The 17929-nt window shown below is 51.1% G+C and carries 15 protein-coding genes; 14 read left to right on the plus strand and 1 reads right to left on the minus strand.

Features of this window, described 5'->3' with window-relative positions:
• Positions 1 to 57 precede the first annotated feature (57 nt).
• The 8 genes from dapG (at position 58) to NSQ73_RS12330 (ending at position 10003) form a co-directional block, all read left to right on the plus strand.
• Positions 58 to 1278, plus strand: a complete 1221-nt coding sequence (gene dapG / locus NSQ73_RS12295; RefSeq protein WP_039294812.1) for an aspartate kinase — start codon at positions 58 to 60, stop codon at positions 1276 to 1278.
• Positions 1279 to 1294: 16 nt separating this feature from the next.
• The gene (dapA, locus tag NSQ73_RS12300) at positions 1295 to 2170 is read left to right on the plus strand and encodes a 4-hydroxy-tetrahydrodipicolinate synthase (RefSeq protein ID WP_042138102.1); all 876 of its coding nucleotides are present in this window, start codon (positions 1295 to 1297) and stop codon (positions 2168 to 2170) included.
• 576 nt (positions 2171 to 2746) lie between these two features.
• On the plus strand, positions 2747 to 4426 hold the full coding sequence (locus NSQ73_RS12305) for a ribonuclease J (RefSeq protein WP_039294807.1): 1680 nt from the start codon (positions 2747 to 2749) through the stop codon (positions 4424 to 4426).
• 165 nt (positions 4427 to 4591) lie between these two features.
• Positions 4592 to 5089, plus strand: a complete 498-nt coding sequence (locus tag NSQ73_RS12310; RefSeq protein ID WP_340986624.1) for an RNA polymerase sigma factor — start codon at positions 4592 to 4594, stop codon at positions 5087 to 5089.
• The gene (locus NSQ73_RS12315) at positions 5086 to 6105 is read left to right on the plus strand and encodes an anti-sigma factor (RefSeq protein WP_340986626.1); all 1020 of its coding nucleotides are present in this window, start codon (positions 5086 to 5088) and stop codon (positions 6103 to 6105) included. The genes NSQ73_RS12310 and NSQ73_RS12315 overlap by 4 nt, the downstream gene beginning before the upstream one ends.
• A gap of 178 nt (positions 6106 to 6283) precedes the next feature.
• Positions 6284 to 7018 carry a ClpP family protease gene (locus NSQ73_RS12320; protein WP_256703992.1) on the plus strand — a complete coding sequence of 245 codons (735 nt, stop codon included), beginning with the start codon at positions 6284 to 6286 and terminating at the stop codon, positions 7016 to 7018.
• Positions 7015 to 7230, plus strand: coding sequence for a YlzJ-like family protein (locus NSQ73_RS12325; protein ID WP_340986628.1), 216 nt, complete (start codon positions 7015 to 7017; stop codon positions 7228 to 7230). The genes NSQ73_RS12320 and NSQ73_RS12325 overlap by 4 nt, the downstream gene beginning before the upstream one ends.
• A gap of 94 nt (positions 7231 to 7324) precedes the next feature.
• A complete protein-coding gene (locus NSQ73_RS12330) occupies positions 7325 to 10003 on the plus strand; it encodes an FtsK/SpoIIIE family DNA translocase (RefSeq protein ID WP_340986630.1) in 2679 nt (892 codons plus the stop codon).
• Between the two features lie 74 nt (positions 10004 to 10077).
• On the opposite strand, the gene NSQ73_RS12335 is transcribed toward NSQ73_RS12330, so the two are convergent.
• Positions 10078 to 12054 (minus strand): AraC family transcriptional regulator, encoded by a 1977-nt coding sequence (locus NSQ73_RS12335; RefSeq protein WP_340986632.1) that lies wholly within the window; start codon positions 12052 to 12054, stop codon positions 10078 to 10080.
• A 173-nt stretch (positions 12055 to 12227) separates the two neighbouring features.
• Here NSQ73_RS12335 and sleB point away from each other — a divergent pair, with 173 nt between their 5' ends.
• The 6 genes from sleB to NSQ73_RS12365 all read left to right on the plus strand — a co-directional run bounded on the left by sleB (position 12228) and on the right by NSQ73_RS12365 (position 17900).
• Entirely contained in the window at positions 12228 to 13094 is an 867-nt protein-coding gene (gene sleB, locus NSQ73_RS12340) for a spore cortex-lytic enzyme (RefSeq protein ID WP_340986633.1), read from the plus strand.
• Positions 13095 to 13278: 184 nt separating this feature from the next.
• Positions 13279 to 14559, plus strand: a complete 1281-nt coding sequence (gene yfmF / locus NSQ73_RS12345; protein ID WP_340986635.1) for an EF-P 5-aminopentanol modification-associated protein YfmF — start codon at positions 13279 to 13281, stop codon at positions 14557 to 14559.
• A 2-nt stretch (positions 14560 to 14561) separates the two neighbouring features.
• A complete protein-coding gene (gene yfmH, locus NSQ73_RS12350; protein ID WP_340986636.1) occupies positions 14562 to 15842 on the plus strand; it encodes an EF-P 5-aminopentanol modification-associated protein YfmH in 1281 nt (426 codons plus the stop codon).
• Positions 15842 to 16609, plus strand: coding sequence for an elongation factor P 5-aminopentanone reductase (gene ymfI, locus NSQ73_RS12355; protein ID WP_340986637.1), 768 nt, complete (start codon positions 15842 to 15844; stop codon positions 16607 to 16609). The genes yfmH and ymfI overlap by 1 nt, the downstream gene beginning before the upstream one ends.
• Positions 16610 to 16724: 115 nt before the next feature.
• Positions 16725 to 16985, plus strand: coding sequence for a DUF3243 domain-containing protein (locus NSQ73_RS12360; RefSeq protein WP_036692667.1), 261 nt, complete (start codon positions 16725 to 16727; stop codon positions 16983 to 16985).
• Positions 16986 to 17132: 147 nt separating this feature from the next.
• Entirely contained in the window at positions 17133 to 17900 is a 768-nt protein-coding gene (locus tag NSQ73_RS12365) for a DUF3388 domain-containing protein (protein ID WP_042138084.1), read from the plus strand.
• Positions 17901 to 17929: the final 29 nt, after the last annotated feature.

The raw sequence follows: 17929 nt of genomic DNA on the forward strand, positions 1-17929 counted from the left end.
ACAGCTATTCTGCGTATTTATCAGCGCTTGCTTAGAGAAGTAATGGAGGAATTATAAATGGGTATTTTGGTGCAAAAATTCGGCGGAACCTCGCTCTCCACACCGGTGGCCAGAGAACATGTAATCCGTCATGTCAAACGGGAGCTGGCCAGCGGGTTCAGCCTTGTGGTTGTAGTCTCGGCAATGGGCCGCAAAGGTGAGCCTTATGCTACAGATACACTGCTGGATCTGGCGGCTCAAAGCGGGAACTCGCTGCCCGACCGCGAGCGTGATCTGCTGATGTGCTGCGGGGAGATTATCTCGGCGGCCAATCTGTGCGGACTGCTGGAGCAGGAAGGAATCCGTTCTACCGTGCTTACGGGGGCGCAGGCGGGATTTGTAACAGACAGCAGCTACGGCAACGCAAGAATTCTGGATGTGCGGACAGAACGCATTCTACGTGAACTGCGTGAGCATAAAGTAGTAATAGTAACCGGGTTCCAGGGTCAAACCGAAGCCGGTGATTTCACAACCCTTGGCCGAGGAGGAAGCGATACTTCGGCTACAGCGCTCGGTGCTGCACTGCGTGCGGATATGGTGGATATTTATACCGATGTTGACGGCATTCTGACCGCTGATCCGCGGATTGTCGAAGATGCCAAGCAGCTAACTTATGTCAGTTATACGGAAATCTGCAATATGGCCTATCAGGGAGCCAAGGTAATTCATCCCCGGGCTGTAGAAATCGCTATGCAGGCTCAGATTCCGGTACGTGTACGGTCAACGTTCTCCGAAGCAGAAGGGACGCTTGTTACCCATCCTGAAGGCTTCAGCGATGTTTCGCACGGAGTCGTTGACCGTTTTGTCACGGGCGTTGCGTATGTCAGCAACATTACACAGATCTCCGTGGAATGTCCGGACGGCAACGGAACAGGCGTACAGCTGCAGATTTTCAAAAGCATGGCGGATAACGGGATCAGCGTAGACTTCATTAATGTGACTCCATCCGAGGCTCTGTACACTGTGTTTGATGACAAATCGGAGAAGGCAATCTCTGTGCTGCAGGAGCTGGGGCTGCGTCCTAGGAGCTTGTCCGGCTGTGCGAAGGTATCCGTTATCGGCGGAGGCATCAATGGGGTGCCGGGAATCATGGCCCGTATTGTTGAAGCGCTCAGCTCGCAAAATATTCAGATTCTGCAATCCGCAGACTCCAATACAACGATTTGGGTTCTGGTGAAGAAGGAAGATATGGTGCAGTCGGTTCGCGCCCTGCATGCCAAGTTTGAATTGCACCGCTGACAAGGAGGAATTCAAAGTGGATTTCGGAAGACTAATAACCGCAATGGTAACCCCGTTTGACGGGGACGGAGAAATCAACTGGGAAGCAACTTCAAGGCTTGTCGATTACTTGATAGAAGAACAGAAGTCCGCTGCGCTGGTAGTCTGCGGAACAACGGGTGAATCGCCTACCTTAACCGATGATGAGAAGCTGAAGCTGTTTTCTTTTGTCAAAAAGCAGGCAGGCGGACGCTGCAAAATCATCGCCGGAACCGGCAGCAACAGTACCAGACATTCCATCGAGCTCACGAAGGAAGCCGAGAAAATCGGCGTGGACGGTGTGCTTCTGGTCGTCCCTTATTACAACAAACCTAATCAGGAAGGGCTCTACCGGCATTTCTCGTCCATTGCCGCTGAGACTTCGCTGCCTTGCATCTTATACAATGTACCAAGCCGCACTACGGTGAGCCTAAGTGTCGCAACCACACTGCGTCTGGCCGAGATTCCGAACATTGTCGCTACGAAGGAATGCGTCTCGGTGGATCAGATCACCCTGATTGCCTCGGCCTGCCCGGATGATTTCCATGTCTACTCAGGGGATGATTCTGCGGGTCTGGCCACGCTTGCTGTGGGCGGCCACGGTATTATCAGCGTAGCCAGCCACATTGTCGGGGCGCAGATGCTGGAGATGATCGAAGCCTTCACTTCCGGGAATGTCCGCCGTGCCGGTGAGCTCCACCGGACGCTGTTTCCTGTGTTCAAGGGGTTGTTCGAATGCCCGCAGCCGCTGCCGAATCCTTCGGCGGTGAAATATGCGCTGGGTCTGCGCGGGATCGACGTAGGTTCAGTCCGGCTGCCGCTGGTTTCTCCGACAGATGAGGAAGCGGCCTTTATTGCAGCTTTGCTTAAGTAGGTATCAACCCAGTATTCTTAAGCAGATATATATCGCTAACCGTCCGCTCTACAGAGCGGGCGGTTTTTTATTTTGTCAGATCCGTATAAAGACTATGTAAAAAAACGCAAGCCATAAACCGCTTTTTTGCTTGTCTTTTCCTCAAATAATGGCTGTTTGTTAAGGAAAGAATAGGACTAGGATCAGGATGACTTGTCTTTTGCCAAAAAAATCATGTATAATGTCCTTAAGTGATTCGGTGCGGTTAAAATAAAATATGCGGTAATCTTCCGTCAATGTAATTTTACATTGTGAGACAGGATAGGTCCTTGGATAAGTCTGTGCTAAACATGCCGGATTTTCGCGCGAGGGGCGCGGTGATGAAATTTTGACGGCGTTTGCCCGCTTCAAGACGATATTACTGCCCGGTTCGGGAGTTTCGCCTTGCGCAATTATACAGACTTAACGGAATTTCTTTGTCGAATAAGGAAAGTTAACAGCAATTTGAAGAAATTCTACAGCGCCGCTGAAATAATTGAAGCTCATTGTTTACAAATAAAAGTATGACGTCCAACATCATAGGAGGGTTAGATTCATTTGTCGAAAAAAAACAACAACGATAAATTGTCGATATTCGCATTAGGCGGAGTCGGCGAGATCGGAAAAAACATGTACGTTATTCAGTACGGCAACGACATTGTAGTCGTGGATGCCGGTCTGAAATTCCCGGAAGAAGATATGCTCGGTATTGATATTGTAATACCTGACATCTCGTACCTGACTGAGAACCGTGACAAAGTAAGAGGGATTGTGCTTACCCACGGACATGAGGATCACATTGGCGGATTGTCTTATGTGCTTAAGAACCTGAATGTTCCAGTCTATGGAACAAGACTTACACTTGGCCTTGTGGATAACAAGCTCAAGGAAGCGAACCTGCTGGGCGAAACCAAACGGATTCTGATCAACGAAGATTCGGAAATTGAGCTGGGTACCTCGCTTAAGGTAACGTTCTTCAGAACTAACCACAGTATTCCTGATTCCGTCGGTGTATGCATCGAGACTCCGGAAGGCAATGTTGTCCACACAGGTGACTTCAAATTCGACCACACGCCAGTTAACGGTCAATTTGCGAATCTGCACCGAATGGCCGAAATCGGATCGAAGGGTGTGCTTGCACTGCTGTCTGACAGTACCAATGCCGAGAAGCCGGGCTTTACACCTTCGGAGAAGAATGTCGGCATTGTTCTGGAAGATATTTTCCGTAAAGCTGAACAGCGTGTAGTTGTAGCAACCTTTGCTTCCAATGTGCACCGTATCCAGCAGGTGGTGAATGCAGCAGAATCAACAGGCCGCAAGATTACTGTCATCGGGCGCAGTATGGTTAACGTAGTTTCCATTGCTTCCGAGCTCGGTTATCTGTACATTCCTGACGGTATGCTGATTGAACCGGAAGAAATGAACAGAATGGCCGGCAACCGTGTAGTTGTGCTTTGTACAGGCAGCCAGGGCGAACCAATGTCCGCGCTGACCCGTATGGCGCGCTCCAGTCACCGCAAGGTAGACATTATGCCAGGCGATACTGTTATTATTGCAGCTACACCAGTACCGGGTAATGAGAAGTATGTAGGCCGTACCATTGATGAACTCTTCCGTCTTGGCGCCAATGTAATTTACAGCGGCTCCAACTCCGGTGTTCACGTATCCGGTCACGGCAGCCAGGAAGAGCTGAAGCTGATGCTCAACCTGATGAAGCCGAAATTCTTCATTCCGATTCACGGTGAGTTCCGTATGCAGCGCAGACATGCAATTCTTGCAGAGTCCGTTGGTGTAGAACCAAGCAACATCTTCATCACGGAGCTTGGCGAAGTGATTGAAATTTCCGGAGGAGCAGCACGCAGAGCCGGCAAGGTTACTGCAGGCAACGTGCTCATTGACGGACTTGGTGTCGGCGATGTCGGCAATATCGTACTGCGTGACCGTAAGCTCTTGTCCCAGGACGGAATTCTGGTTGTAGTGGTAACACTCAGCAAGCAGAATGGAGCTATTGTCTCCGGACCGGATATCATTTCCCGCGGATTTGTCTACGTGCGGGAGTCTGAAGGTCTCCTGGACGAAGCTAACCGGATTGTATCCGGTACGCTGCAGCGTCTGATGAGCGAGAAGGTCAATGAGTGGGCTTCTCTGAAGACCAGTGTCAAAGACTCGCTTGGCCGTTTCCTCTACGAGCAGACACGCCGCAGACCGATGATCCTGCCGATCATCATGGAAGTATAATTCAAAGCTTCATTTAGAATATATGCAGGGCAATAGCCCCTTCTCCCCGGAAATATTGGACGGTTTCCTGGGGAGGAGGGGCTTTTTGTGCAGCTATAAGATTTTTTTGCCGGCGGACACAACATTTAAGGAGCTCAATCGTTATACTGCCAAGGGGGTGTGAAAGTGGGGGCTGGAAACAAAGAGCAGCTGCTCCAATCCAAAATGGCAGAAATACGCAGATATTTAATCCGGCTGGGTGCCGGAAATGCAGATGCGGAAGACATCGTACAGGATACAATATACAAAGCCTTACTGTATGTTGACGGGATTGACGGCCATAAGTTCAGTGCCTGGCTCTATAAGGTAGCGATTAACAGCTATTATGATCTGTGCCGGAGGCAGGCCCGGTTCCGGTATTCCGAAGAAATTCACGATTATGAAGCGCCGGAGAGCGAACTGCCGGAGTCCATGCTGCTGCAGCAGGAGCAAAAAATACTTATTGAGAAGATCCTCAGCAGGATGAACCCGGCGAACCGCCAGCTGATTCTGCTGAAGTATGAAATGGAGTTCTCCTATAAGCAAATTGCTGCGCTCTTGGGAGTCTCAGAAGGTACAGTGAAGGCTTCTCTGTACCGTGCCAGGCAGCAGTTTCAACACATTTACGGAGGTGAGGCTGAATGACAGCCCCATGGGATGGACAAGAGGATCAGAATTTGGCCCAAACACTGAAAAAAGCTAAACGCAAAAGCTTAATCCGCAGTATTGTTATTTCGCTGCTGGTTACCCTTATTACATTGACCGCGATATTTTTCGGTGCGGCACAGCTGGTGGCCCACCGCTCCGCTGAGACAAAGATGAGTGAATGGAAATATCTGATGATTAGCAGTCCCAATGAATATATGTCCAGCTATAGAGACAACCGCGGATTCTTATCTGGAGTGCTGGAAATGAACACTTATAAGATCATTGAAGGCGTACCTGTTCCGTGGAATGAGAAATGGTTCAATTATAACGAGTGGTGGTTTCCGTTTGCTACCGGAGCTTATGGGGGAACAACCAATCTGCAGGAGTCAGCGCCCCCGGGAAATCCGGACAGCCAGGCGTTCAGACGGCAGTATAACCCGCACAATGGGCAAAAGGAGATGGCCTATTACATTCCGGGCGTGGAATACGACAGTTCAATCCTCAATGACCTTAACCTGCTTACCGCGATGGAACCGGATGAATTGGCTGAGATGGCGCTGTCTTTTGATCAACCCTATTCCTTCGAGGAGGTGAAAAGAATGCTTCCTAAAGAGGCCAGACCTGTATGGTATTGGGTGGATACGTATGACGAAAGTTCCGGGTTCTATCTGAAATCCCACGAGGGTTGGGATGGCGTAATGATAAGTCCGCAGCCTGTGTCATCTTCCTCAGGCATTTATGGGTTCGGCACCGGACACAATGATAATGGCGGTGAGGTATCGCCGGTGGATTTTCTGGGATTGCTTCAATCCGGGCTGGAGCATAAAGACAATTACTATAGCGAATACAGCCGGATCAGCCGGTACCTCAAAAAGGATAAGACTGAGCCTGACGCCGCAGATGTCCGGATTCTGGGAGTTGTTGTCACCGGCTCTGCCGCAGGTCTGAAGAGCTTGAATGGACAACCCTATATCCGGGGGGCAGTGCTTGGTGCCGTAGCAGATCCCTATTAACTTGAACAAACACAGACTGATATTTTATAACCGGATTTGCATAAGGGAGTCCCCCGGAATGTCATACTACCAGGAGATAGTATGGCTGCAGCGGATGGGTGCTGTAAGCAGAAAGGGAGAGCTGCGCACAATGGACTTCACAGAAGCAAGCATGAACAGCGGCAAGAACGAAGAGATTATGCCTGGAGAAATCAAACCCGGAGTCAGTGAACCTGTGCTGCCCGGACCAGTGGGGGTGCTGAAGGAGCTGGGGCAAACGGCGGTTCCTACAGGGGAGCCGGATATTTTCTGCATGACGATTATTGGCCAGATCGAAGGACATTTCGTATTGCCGCCGCATAATAAAACTACGAAATATGAACACATCATTCCCCAGCTTGTTGCCGCCGAGCAGAATAAGAATATCAAAGGGCTGCTGATTATCCTGAACACCGTCGGAGGGGATGTGGAGGCCGGGCTGGCTATTGCCGAGATGATTGCCTCCTTGTCCAAGCCAACTGTGACTGTGGTAATCGGCGGCGGCCATAGCATTGGCGTCCCGATCGCGGTATCCTCCAGCTATTCCATTATTGCCGAGAGTGCAACGATGACGATTCATCCGATCCGCATGAATGGCCTCGTGATTGGAGTGCCGCAAACCTTCGAATATATGGAGCGGATGCAGGAGCGGATGGTTAAATTTGTAACTTCGCATTCCCGCATTACAGAGACGCAATTTAAAGACCTGATGTTCAAAACCGGAGAGCTGAACCGTGACATCGGTACCGCTGTCGGCGGACAGGATGCCGTGAAATATGGTCTTATGGATGAGGTGGGCGGTATAGGAGCTGCTCTGGCCCATCTGAACCAAATGATTGCGGGAAACGTTTCGCTTTCGCCTGATCATCTGCCGCCGGGAGGACTGACTCAATGACCTTTTATACGATTCTGCCGATGGAGCAGGTATTTGAGGGTGCACTTAATTATGCGCTGCCGGTGCAGGAGGTCAGCTATCAAGGGATGCTGATGCAGGTCGAACCGCTTGAAGGCGGTCAGGCGCGGATTGTCAGGCTGCTTCAGTGTCCGCTGCACAGGTATCTGGACGCAGCCCTGTCCCCCGGATCGGTCATTCAATTAGACAAATAAATGCGAACATACTGCCTATAGATGCATTTTCTGACAAAAGAGAACATAGGTACGCCACGCCATTATATGGTATAATGTTGTGGGGGTGGCTGGCGTGGCTAAAAAAAGAAAAAAGAAAAAGAAAAAAGCGCTGCTGGGCAGCGTTTTAAAATATGAAATCTATGGAATTCTGCTTATTACGATCTCCGTCATTGCTTTGTCAGGTGAAGCGGCTGTAGGGCGCTCTCTTTCAAGTATGGCGGGATACTTACTCGGCAGATTCTATTTTGTGCTGCCGCTGGCCGGCATTTTCTATGGACTGATGGTCATGATTCACCGTAAATGGCCGTCCACCTGGAACAGCCGGTATACCGGCGGGCTGTTGCTGCTGCTGTCCATGTGCCTGATGAGTACGATTTCGGCTATGCAGCAGAAGCTGGGACCGATCGGAATGCTGCATCCGGGCAATGTGCTGGCCCAAATACATAATGACCTCTCGGGTTCCCTGTCTCCGGGCGCTGGTGAGAGCAGCGTGTACATGCTCGGCAAGGACATCAGCGGAGGGTACATCGGAGCGCTGGAGTATGCAGCTCTCCTGTGGCTGTTCGGCAATCTGGGCGCCAAGCTGCTTATGATTGTTCTGCTGGCGATCAGCTTCATGCTGATTACCAATCTGTCGTATGTGGAGCTGTTTACGCTGCTCCGGGTAAGAGCGGTTAAGCTGGTGGAAGGAATAAAGCTCAGATCAGCCAACCGCCCTGCAGCGGTTCCGGTAGTGCCCAGAGCTGCAAGAAACAGCACACCTGCTGCACCGCAGCCGGCAGATGATGATGACTACTACGAAGACGATGAAGAAGAGAACAATAATCAGCTGCCTAGACGTGCACAGCCGAACCTGCTGGGAAGAGTGGCCGGCTGGTTCAGCGGCTCCGCCCGTAATCAGCAGCAGCCCGGGACGGAAGAATATGATGACGGGGAACTGCCGGATGTAATCCTGACAGAACCGCGGAACGGTCCGATAATATCCGGGCTTGCGGCAGGCAGGGGAATGCCGCCGGAGGATTTCGGTGAGGATGAATTCCCCGAAGAAGATCTTGAGCCGGTTACACCGATCATCCGCGACTTCTTCGAGCACATCCGCTCGGAAGGTCTGAATGCGGAGGACCGGGAGGAGTGGAGCGAGTTCTCGCCGGCTGCACGCGGCGGTGCTGTTACAGGAGCGGGCGATGAGGCTCTCCCTGCTGCTGCCGGACATCCTGCACTTGCGGATGAAGCTGCAGAGGACGGACTTCCTGTAGAGCTGGAAGGGCTGCTGGGAACGGCAGAGAATGGTGAAGTGGTTCCGGCAATTCCGCCACCGCCGCCGCCCAAGCCGTACAAGCTTCCATCCTTCCGGCTGCTGGCCAAGCCTAATAACGGAGCCAAGGCCGGAGACCAGAATGACTACATGCAGACGGCCCGTAAGCTGGAAGCTACACTCGAGAGCTTCGGTGTCCGGGCGAAGGTGCTTGAGGTTGTCCGGGGACCGGCTGTTACCCGGTACGAGATTCAGCCGGATATCGGCGTGAAGGTCAGCCGGATTGTCAATCTTACCGATGATATCGCGCTGGCGCTGGCAGCCAAGGATATCCGGATGGAAGCGCCGATTCCGGGCAAGTCAGCCATCGGTATTGAAGTGCCGAACTCCGAGGTCTCAATTGTAACCATGCGTGAAGTAATGGAGACGCAGATTTTTCAGGAGGCAGAGTCACGGTTGTCGATTGCGTTCGGACGGGATATCTCCGGTCAGACGATCATAGGCAATCTGGCCAAGATGCCCCATCTGCTGGTAGCGGGGGCTACCGGTTCCGGTAAATCCGTCTGCATTAACGGCATTATTACCAGTATCCTGTATAAGGCGAAGCCTAATGAAGTGAAGTTTCTCATGGTTGACCCTAAGATGGTTGAGCTGAATGTATATAACGGCATTCCGCATCTGCTTGCGCCGGTGGTTACCGATCCCAAGCGGGCCAGTCTTGCCTTGAAGAAGATAGTGGTGGAGATGGAGAAGCGGTATGAGCTGTTCTCCAAGTCAGGCACGCGTAATATGGAAGGCTATAATACATTAATGAAAGATAATCCGGCAGCGGTATTGCCCTACATTGTAGTAATTGTGGACGAGCTTGCCGATCTGATGATGGTGGCGGCGAATGATGTCGAGGATGCGATCTGCCGGCTTGCCCAGATGGCGCGGGCGGCGGGTATTCATCTGATCATCGCCACACAGCGTCCTTCCGTGGACGTCATTACCGGACTGATTAAGGCGAATATTCCTTCGCGGATTGCATTTGGAGTATCTTCGAATGTGGATTCACGGACCATTCTGGATATGCCGGGTGCAGAGAAGCTGCTGGGACGGGGGGATATGCTGTTCCTGCCAATGGGAGCTTCCAAGCCGATTCGTGTCCAGGGGGCCTTCATGAGCGATCAGGAGGTCGAAACAATTGTACAGTATGTAAGCAGCCAAGGTGAAGCGAATTATGATGAATCCCTTGTTCCTGAAGTGGATGATACCCTATCGGAGGATCAGGATCCGCAGGATGAATTATATGAACAAGCCGTCCAGATTGTGCTGGAAGCCAAGCAAGCCTCGGTGTCGCTGCTTCAGCGGCGCATGCGGGTCGGTTACACCCGTGCTGCACGGTTAATCGATGCCATGGAGGCAAGAAGCGTGATCGGGCCTTACGAGGGCAGCAAGCCCCGTGAGGTGCTGATGTCCCTCGAACAGTATCAGCATAACAGAATCAGTTCATAACCCAAAAAAGATGACCCGTAGAAGTAGATACGGGTCATCTTTTTTAAGTTAGGCAATTTGTGATTGATCTACAATTACTTGACCCGGGGGGCTGCAAGCAGGCTGTCCACAATGAAATCAAGCTGTGCGTTCAGCGAATAGATATCGCTGTAATAGGATAATCCGAAGTCAATCTCCATCAGGCGGCCTTCTTTGACTGCCGGAATGCTGTTCCAGAGCGGATCGGCAGTCAGATCAGCCATCCCATCGTAGGAAGAACGGAAGATATAATCTCCACTGTAATCGGCCAGAACTTCAAAGGATACGGAATCACCGCCCATATCGCTCTTGGAATCAATTTTTTGCTGGAGAATCTCAGGCGCCTTCATTCCGAGATATTCATAAATGACCTGTGAACCCCGGCCATACTGTTTGCTCATGACCACTACCATGCTGCGGTCTGCGCCGCCTTCCATGATGGAGACCGTTGAACCGAGAATTCCTGCTTCCTGCAGCTTCTGCTTACTGTCCTCCACTTTGGCATTGAAGCTGTTCAAAAGGCCGGTAGCCTGTTCTTCCTTGCCGAAAATATGTCCAATGAACCTTACCCGCTCATCGGTCGTCATCTTCTCATAAGGGACCAGCACTGTCGGTGCGATGTCATGCAGTGCTGCATAGGTCTCCTCAGAAGGAACAATGATCAGATCGGGATCCAGCGAGAGTACAGCCTCAGGACTAGCCTCAAACCAGGTGCCCAGTTTCTGTACATCCTTCAATTCATTCTCAAAGGCTGCGCCTTCGGATACATCAGATACACCTATGGGTTTGATACCAAGTGCGAGGACATCGCCCAGCAGATACAGTACTACCACACGCTGGGGATCGGCTGGAACCTCTACGTCTCCTTTGACGGTGGAGATGGTCCGGGTCTGGGCCTCGGCTGCAGTGTTATCAGGGGATGTTGTAGCGGCTGCAGTCGCAGCAGGCGAAGCGGCTCCTGAGTTGCTGGCATTGCCCGCTGTAGTGTTGTTGGCACCTCCTGCGGAACACGCGCTTAACACTATGGTGAAGCATAACAACAAGGTGAGCATTAGGGATGGTTTAGCCGTTCTGAACATGGGTGACGCTCCTTTTGGGTTATATTGATAATGATTATCATCATCAATATATCGGAGAGTGTCTTCCCAGGCAATGTCATAAGCGGACACAGCGGATGGTATTTCCGGCCAGTTTGACACGGTTAGCAGGGAATTTTTGTACCTTACCGGCGAGGTGCCGAAATGCTTTTTGAACATTTTGCCGAAATGATATGCATCCGGGTAGCCGACGGCAAGCGCAATATCATGCAGTGTGGACTCTGTATTCAGCAGCAGCTCCCGGGCTTTGTCCATACGGATCTGTATCATATACTGGGCAGGACTGGTCTGAAGCCTCATCCGGAAAAGCCTCGACAAGGTTCTCGGGCTCATCCCGAGTGTGCCGGCGAGTGCATCCAGCGTGAATGGTTTGCTGTAACTGTCGTGCATGTAGCGTACTGCCTGGTCCAGCGAATCCGCTTTGAGGGGCTGAATATCCTGCGCATGGAGCTGACGGAGCAGCTCATGGACCCATTGATAGAACAAGGCTTTGGCATGCAGATGCTCGAGTACGCCGCCTTGCTGCCATTCGCCATACATCTGGATCAGGATCTCGTACAGTGGAAGCGGATTGCCTGGAGTGAAATTGTAAATTTTGCTAAAAGGCCGGCTGCGCTCCATAAGTGCTGTGAGATTCCGCCGTCCGGGGAGGGTGAGTGTGGATCTGTACAAAATTAAGTAATAATCCAGGATTTCCTGTGTCTTGAGCACTTTGATCATCATGCCTTTGCCGCCATGAATGACACTGGAGCCGCTGATTTCAAATGAAATCTCATCTATAAGCACAGTTGCACTGCCGCGTACGACATACATATATGTACTGGCTGGAAGGCGGTACAGCAGCGGAGGTTCTCCCGAAGTGAAAGAGGCCTTGCGGATATCAATAACTTCTATTAAAGCGTGGTTCCACAGTATGATATGGTCCTTCAGATTCATGATTCTTCTCAACTCCTGTTGGTTCATAACCCAAGTATAGTTGATAATCGTTCTCAGTTGCAATGGATTTGCTCTTGCCAGTCTTACGGTAATGCATAGGATGTCTTGTGAGTCGTCATAATAACTTTAGCCATTCATGCAGAACTTACAAGAGAAAGGTAGAGCGAACCCCCATGACAAAACATAAGCAGTGGATCTTTGCCGCACTAACCCTTGCCTTGGCCGCCGCACCATTTGCCGGCGTATTCTTTGAAGATCGTGGCGTGATGTACGCCCAATCGTATGCAGCAGCGCCGGTTATAACGGAAATTCCTGACGAAGGGGAAGAAGCATTACCCGCTTTTGGCACAACGCCGCTGAAGCTTGGATCTTCCGGACAGGATGTGTATGAGCTGCAGGGGAGACTTAAGCATCTTGGCTATTATGCCGGTCCCATTGACAGCCAGTTCGGAGCCAAAACCAAAAATGCCGTCACCTGGTTCCAGTGGAAATTCGGCTTGAAATCCGACGGAGTCGTTGGTGCCAAAACAAAGCTCAAACTGTACAATGCAACAACAGCCTGGAAACCTACGGAACCTAAAACTTCTACCGCCAAAAAAGATACATCATCCGGAACGGCGGCAAAAAAGAATGATACAGCCAAAACGAATACAGCTGAGCTGTCTTCCGGCAATACGATGGGGCTGTCCGAAAATGATCTGAAAATCATGGCTAATGCCGTTTACGGTGAATCACGCGGGGAGCCGTTTGAAGGACAGGTAGCGGTGGCGGCGGTTATTCTCAACCGGGTTAAATCGCCGAGCTTTCCCAACACGCCTTCGGGTGTGATTTTTCAACCCGGAGCCTTTACGGCTGTAGCTGACGGACAAATTTATCTGGAGCCTAATGAACAGGCACGCAAGGCAGTGCAGCAGGCGCTTAACGGCTGGGACCCTTCCGGCGGCTGCCTCTATTATTTCAATCCCAAGACAGCCACTTCCAAATGGATCTGGAGCCGGCCGCAGGTGAAGACGATCGGTGAGCATATTTTCTGTATGTAGCTGAAGGAATGTTTTTGCACAGCAAGGCATTAATGGCAGCATGACAGCGTCCGTATAAATCTTTTCTTAGAGCAACCGGTACGCTGTCTTCCGGTTGCTTCCTTACTTTGGAATGGTTTAGAATGGATAATACTTCATAAACTTGTTGTATAGCATCTACCCACGCCGCAAAGGAGTTTTGGACTTGACAAATAATGGATTTCAACATGGCAGCGCCGCAGGCATGCGCATACACGTTCTGCCTACCAAGGCGTTCAAGACGTTCGCCATCTCACTTTATGCCGGCGTTCCGCTTGACGAAAATACCGTCACCCCTACAGCGCTGGTACCTTTTGTGCTCCGCCGGGGCACAGCCTCATACCCTGAAACCACCCAGTTCCGCGAACGTCTGGAGGAGCTTTATGGTGCAGGTTTCGGCTTCGACATCTACAAACGCGGCGATTATCAGATCGTGCAGTTCCGGATGGACACGATCAATGATTCCTTCGTACAGAGCAAGGAGAGCCTGCTTGGAGAATCTTTTGCTTTTCTCGGAGAAGTATTGACCCGGCCTTTGCTGGAGGACGGAAGCTTCCGCGCGTCTTATGTGGCGACTGAACGCGAGACCGTCCGCAAGAAGCTGGAAGCGATTGTGAACGATAAAATCCGTTACGCGGCAGAACGCTGCATTGAGGAAATGTGCCGCCTTGAACCATACCGTCTGCATCCGCTCGGACAAAGAGCCGATCTGGATACGATCACCCCTGAATCGCTGTACCAGTCCTATAATTCCTGGCTGAATGGAGCGACCCTTGATCTGTACGTGGTAGGTGATACTACACCGGAAGAAGTGGAGAAGCTGGTCATTGCCAATTTCGGCCGCGCTCAACATTCCGAATCTGCGCCGTACACCTCAGACTTCACCCCGGTAACGGTTACGGAAGTACGGACGGTGGAGGAGAAGCTGGATGTCAATCAAGGCAAGCTGAATATGGGTCTGCGCACCTCAATCACGTACAAGGATGACAGATACGCTTCAGCGCTCATGTACAACGGCATCCTCGGCGGATATCCGCATTCGAAGCTGTTCGTCAACGTGCGCGAGAAAGAGAGCCTGGCCTATTATGCTTCCTCACGCTATGACGGGCATAAGGGCATCGGGACGATTCAAGCGGGAATCGAGACCCAGAATTACGGCAAGGCCGTTGATATTATCCGCAAGCAGCTGGATGAGCTGAAGGCCGGCAATATCAGTGATCTGGAGCTGAGCCAGACCAAAGCAATGATCCGCAACCTTTTGTCCGAAATTCAGGATTCCGCATTTGAGATGATCTCGTTTGATTTCAACCGCCAGATATCCGGCAAGGACCGTTCTGCACAGGAACTGATGGACCAGGTTGACCACATAGGAGCGGAAGAAGTGAAGGCTGCGGCTGACACCTTCCAGCTTGATACGATTTATTTCCTGACAGGGAAGGAGGAATAGCGGTGGAAAAGCTCCATTACGAAAGACTTCAAGAAACACTGTATCATGAGGTTATGGATAACGGTCTGCAGGTGTATGTGCTGCCGAAGCCGTCTTTTCTCAAAACCTACGCTACCTTTGCGACCAAATACGGTTCTGTAGATAATCACTTTAAGGTAGCGGGCGGGGAAGAAACCACCGTGCCTGACGGTATTGCCCACTTCCTGGAGCACAAAATGTTCGAAGAGCCCGAAGGCGATATCTTTGCCACCTTTGCTTCCAACGGCGCATCTGCGAATGCATTCACCAGCTTTGACCAGACGGTATACCTTTTCTCGGCGACGGAGAACATTGAGCAGAATCTCAGTACCCTCGTTGATTTTGTGCAGCGTCCTTATTTCACGGATGAGAATGTCGAGAAGGAAAAAGGGATCATCGGCCAGGAGATTAACATGTATGCGGATAACCCGGACTGGCGTGTGTATTTCGGACTGATCGAAGCGATGTATGCCAAACATCCGGTTCATATTGACATTGCCGGAACTATCGAGTCGATTGCTACCATCACCAAAGAAACGCTGTATACCTGTTACAACTCCTTCTACCATCCCAGTAATATGCTGCTGTTCATTGTCGGCGGTGTCGATCCTGAGAAGGTATTTGAACTGATCCGCAACAATCAAAAGGGTAAAAATTATGAGAAGCAGGGTGAAATCACCCGTATCTTCGAGCAGGAGCCGCATGAGGTTGCATCGAAGCATGTGGAGAGCCGGCTCGCGGTCTCCATTCCCAAAATGATGTTCGGGTTCAAGGAAAAGGTGGATGGCCTCACGGGTGAGGCGGCAGTTCGCCGTGATCTGACCACCAGACTGATGCTGGATCTGCTGCTCGGCAGCAGTACGGCGCTGTATCAGAAGCTCTATGATGAGGAGCTGATCTCGGACAGCTTCGGCCATGAATTCAACAGCTCCCCGCAATATGCGTTCTCGGCAATCGGCGGCGATACCAAAGATCCGGGCCTGCTGCTTGACCGGATCAAAGAAGAGGTTGGTCATATCCAGGAGACGGGCTTCGCAGAGAAGGATTTCGAGCGTGCCCGCAAAAAGAAAATCGGCGGCTATCTGCGTATGCTGAATTCGCCGGAGAGCATTGCCCATGAGTTCACCCGTTACCAGTTCCGCGGCGGAGATCTGTTCGAAGTGCTTCCCCTCTATGAATCGATCACGCTGGAGGAAGTGAATGACCGGCTGCGTAATCATGTGGACTGGGAGCAGCTGGCTGTGTCGCTTGTGGTGAGTCCTTAATGGCATTACCGGGAGAGGGCAGCAAAGCGATTGGCGAAATGACAGTGCTCATTACCGGAGGCAGCGGGGGAATCGGAGGAGCCATCGCCGAGCGATTTGCTTCGGTAGGCATGAACATTGTGATTCATTATATGAATTCGCATGAAGCGGCGAATGATGTTGCCCGGCGGTGTATGGCGCTGGGGGCAAAGGTGATGACTGTGGCTGCGGATATGAAGGACCGCAGCCAGCTTGTGCGTATGGCCGAGCGGCTTGAGGCCAGCGGCATGATGCCGGATATCCTGGTCAACAATGCCGGGAAGGCGCATTATGGCATGCTGGCCGATGTAACGGAGGAAGAGTGGGACGATATTATGGCGGTGAATCTGAAGGGCACCTTTATGTGCAGCCAGATTTTCATGCCTTATATGGTCTCCCAGCGTTACGGGCGGATTATTAATGTTTCTTCCGTATGGGGGATTTCGGGCGCTTCCTGTGAAGTGGCGTATTCGGCCAGCAAGGGCGGAGTGAATGCTTTCACCAAGGCGCTGGCGAAGGAGCTGGCACCTTCCAAGGTTACAGTCAATGCCGTTGCACCGGGAGCGGTCCACACGGCCATGCTGGCCAATCTGCAGGCGGATGAGGTGAAGATGCTGGAGGATGAGATCCCTGCGGGGAGGCTTGCTTCTCCTGAAGATATCTCATCGCTGGTTTATTTTCTGGCGCTGCCTGAATCGGGCTATATTACCGGCCAGATCATCAGTCCGAACGGCGGCTGGATTACTTAAGGCCAGGCAGCATGAGTTCTGGAGAAATGCTCCAGCATAAGAACTTCCGGCTTGAGACATATTATAACTGTTGCTTTTAAATCTCAATATCATTACAACTTGAGGAGGATTTAAGATGTCAACAGATTCCGTAGTGAAGAACTTTGATACCTGGAAAAGCTTTCTGGGAGACCGGGTCATTCAGGCCGAAAAAATGGGGATGAGCGACGAGACCATCACCAAGCTGGCTTTTGAAATCGGGGAATTCCTCGATAAGAAGGTCGATCCGGGCAACTATTCCAACCGGGCCATCAAAGAGCTCTGGGATGTCGGAACGGATGATGAGAAGCATACCATTGCTGGACTCATGGTCAAACTGGCAAAGAAAAACGCATAAGCATGCGGAAGAAGCTCCCCTTGCGGGAGCTTTTCTGCAATTATTACAACAGTGTCCTTGCCTTTCAAAATTTTTTTATATATCATTAACATGACCCGTGTAGCGAAAGTGACATGCAGGGAAAAGGAATCTATGAGGTGCGCTAAAGTGGAATATAAACAGTGGTATATGGAGTACAAGATACATAAGAACAGACCCGGTCTCCTTGGAGATATCGCTTCAATGCTGGGAATGCTGGAAGTTAATATCCTGACCATTAACGGTGTTGAAGGCAAAACCCGCGGGATGTTGCTGGAAACCAGTGACGATGAGAAGATCATGCTGATGGGCGAAATGCTCAAAAAAGTTGATAATATAACGGTAACGGCACTGCGTTCTCCGCGCCTTGTGGATAAGCTTGCCGTCCGTCATGGACGATATATTGACCGCGATTCGGATGACCGCAAGACCTTCCGCTTCACCCGCGATGAGCTCGGACTGCTGGTGGATTTCCTCGGTGAATTGTTTAAGCGGGAAGGGAATCAGGTTATAGGTCTACGAGGCATGCCGCGTGTAGGCAAGACAGAATCTATTATTGCCGGCAGTGTATGCGCCATGAAGCGCTGGACTTTTGTCTCGTCTACGCTGCTGCGACAGACGGTACGGAGCCAATTGGCGGATGATGAGCTGAACCCGAACAATGTATTTATCATTGACGGAATCGTAAGTACCATCCGTTCAAATGAGAAGCATTACAACCTGCTGCAGAATGTCATGAGCATGCCGAGCACCAAGGTGATTGAGCATCCGGATATTTTTGTGCGGGAATCCGAATACACCTTTGATGATTTCGATATCATTATCGAGCTGCGCAATACGCCGAACGAAGAGATATTGTACGAGTCGTTTACGACAAGCTACAGTGATGATCTTTAATATATACTATATTTTTAGGGGGTGATGGT

Origin of the sequence: Paenibacillus sp. FSL R10-2736, assembly GCF_038000245.1 — a bacterium.
GTDB classification, from domain to species: Bacteria; Bacillota; Bacilli; order Paenibacillales; family Paenibacillaceae; genus Paenibacillus_AQ; species Paenibacillus_AQ phytohabitans.

Bases quoted from the DNA above. Each gene is read 5' to 3' on its own strand.
- NSQ73_RS12360 (WP_036692667.1), top strand. From the start codon at position 16,725: ATGTCAACAGATTCCGTAGTGAAGAACTTTGATACCTGGAAAAGCTTT.
- NSQ73_RS12320 (WP_256703992.1), top strand. From the start codon at position 6,284: ATGCCTGGAGAAATCAAACCCGGAGTCAGTGAACCTGTGCTGCCCGGA.
- NSQ73_RS12325 (WP_340986628.1), top strand. From the start codon at position 7,015: ATGACCTTTTATACGATTCTGCCGATGGAGCAGGTATTTGAGGGTGCA.
- ymfI (WP_340986637.1), top strand. From the start codon at position 15,842: ATGGCATTACCGGGAGAGGGCAGCAAAGCGATTGGCGAAATGACAGTG.
- dapG (WP_039294812.1), top strand. From the start codon at position 58: ATGGGTATTTTGGTGCAAAAATTCGGCGGAACCTCGCTCTCCACACCG.
- sleB (WP_340986633.1), top strand. From the start codon at position 12,228: ATGACAAAACATAAGCAGTGGATCTTTGCCGCACTAACCCTTGCCTTG.
- NSQ73_RS12315 (WP_340986626.1), top strand. From the start codon at position 5,086: ATGACAGCCCCATGGGATGGACAAGAGGATCAGAATTTGGCCCAAACA.
- NSQ73_RS12335 (WP_340986632.1), bottom strand. From the start codon at position 12,054: ATGAATCTGAAGGACCATATCATACTGTGGAACCACGCTTTAATAGAA.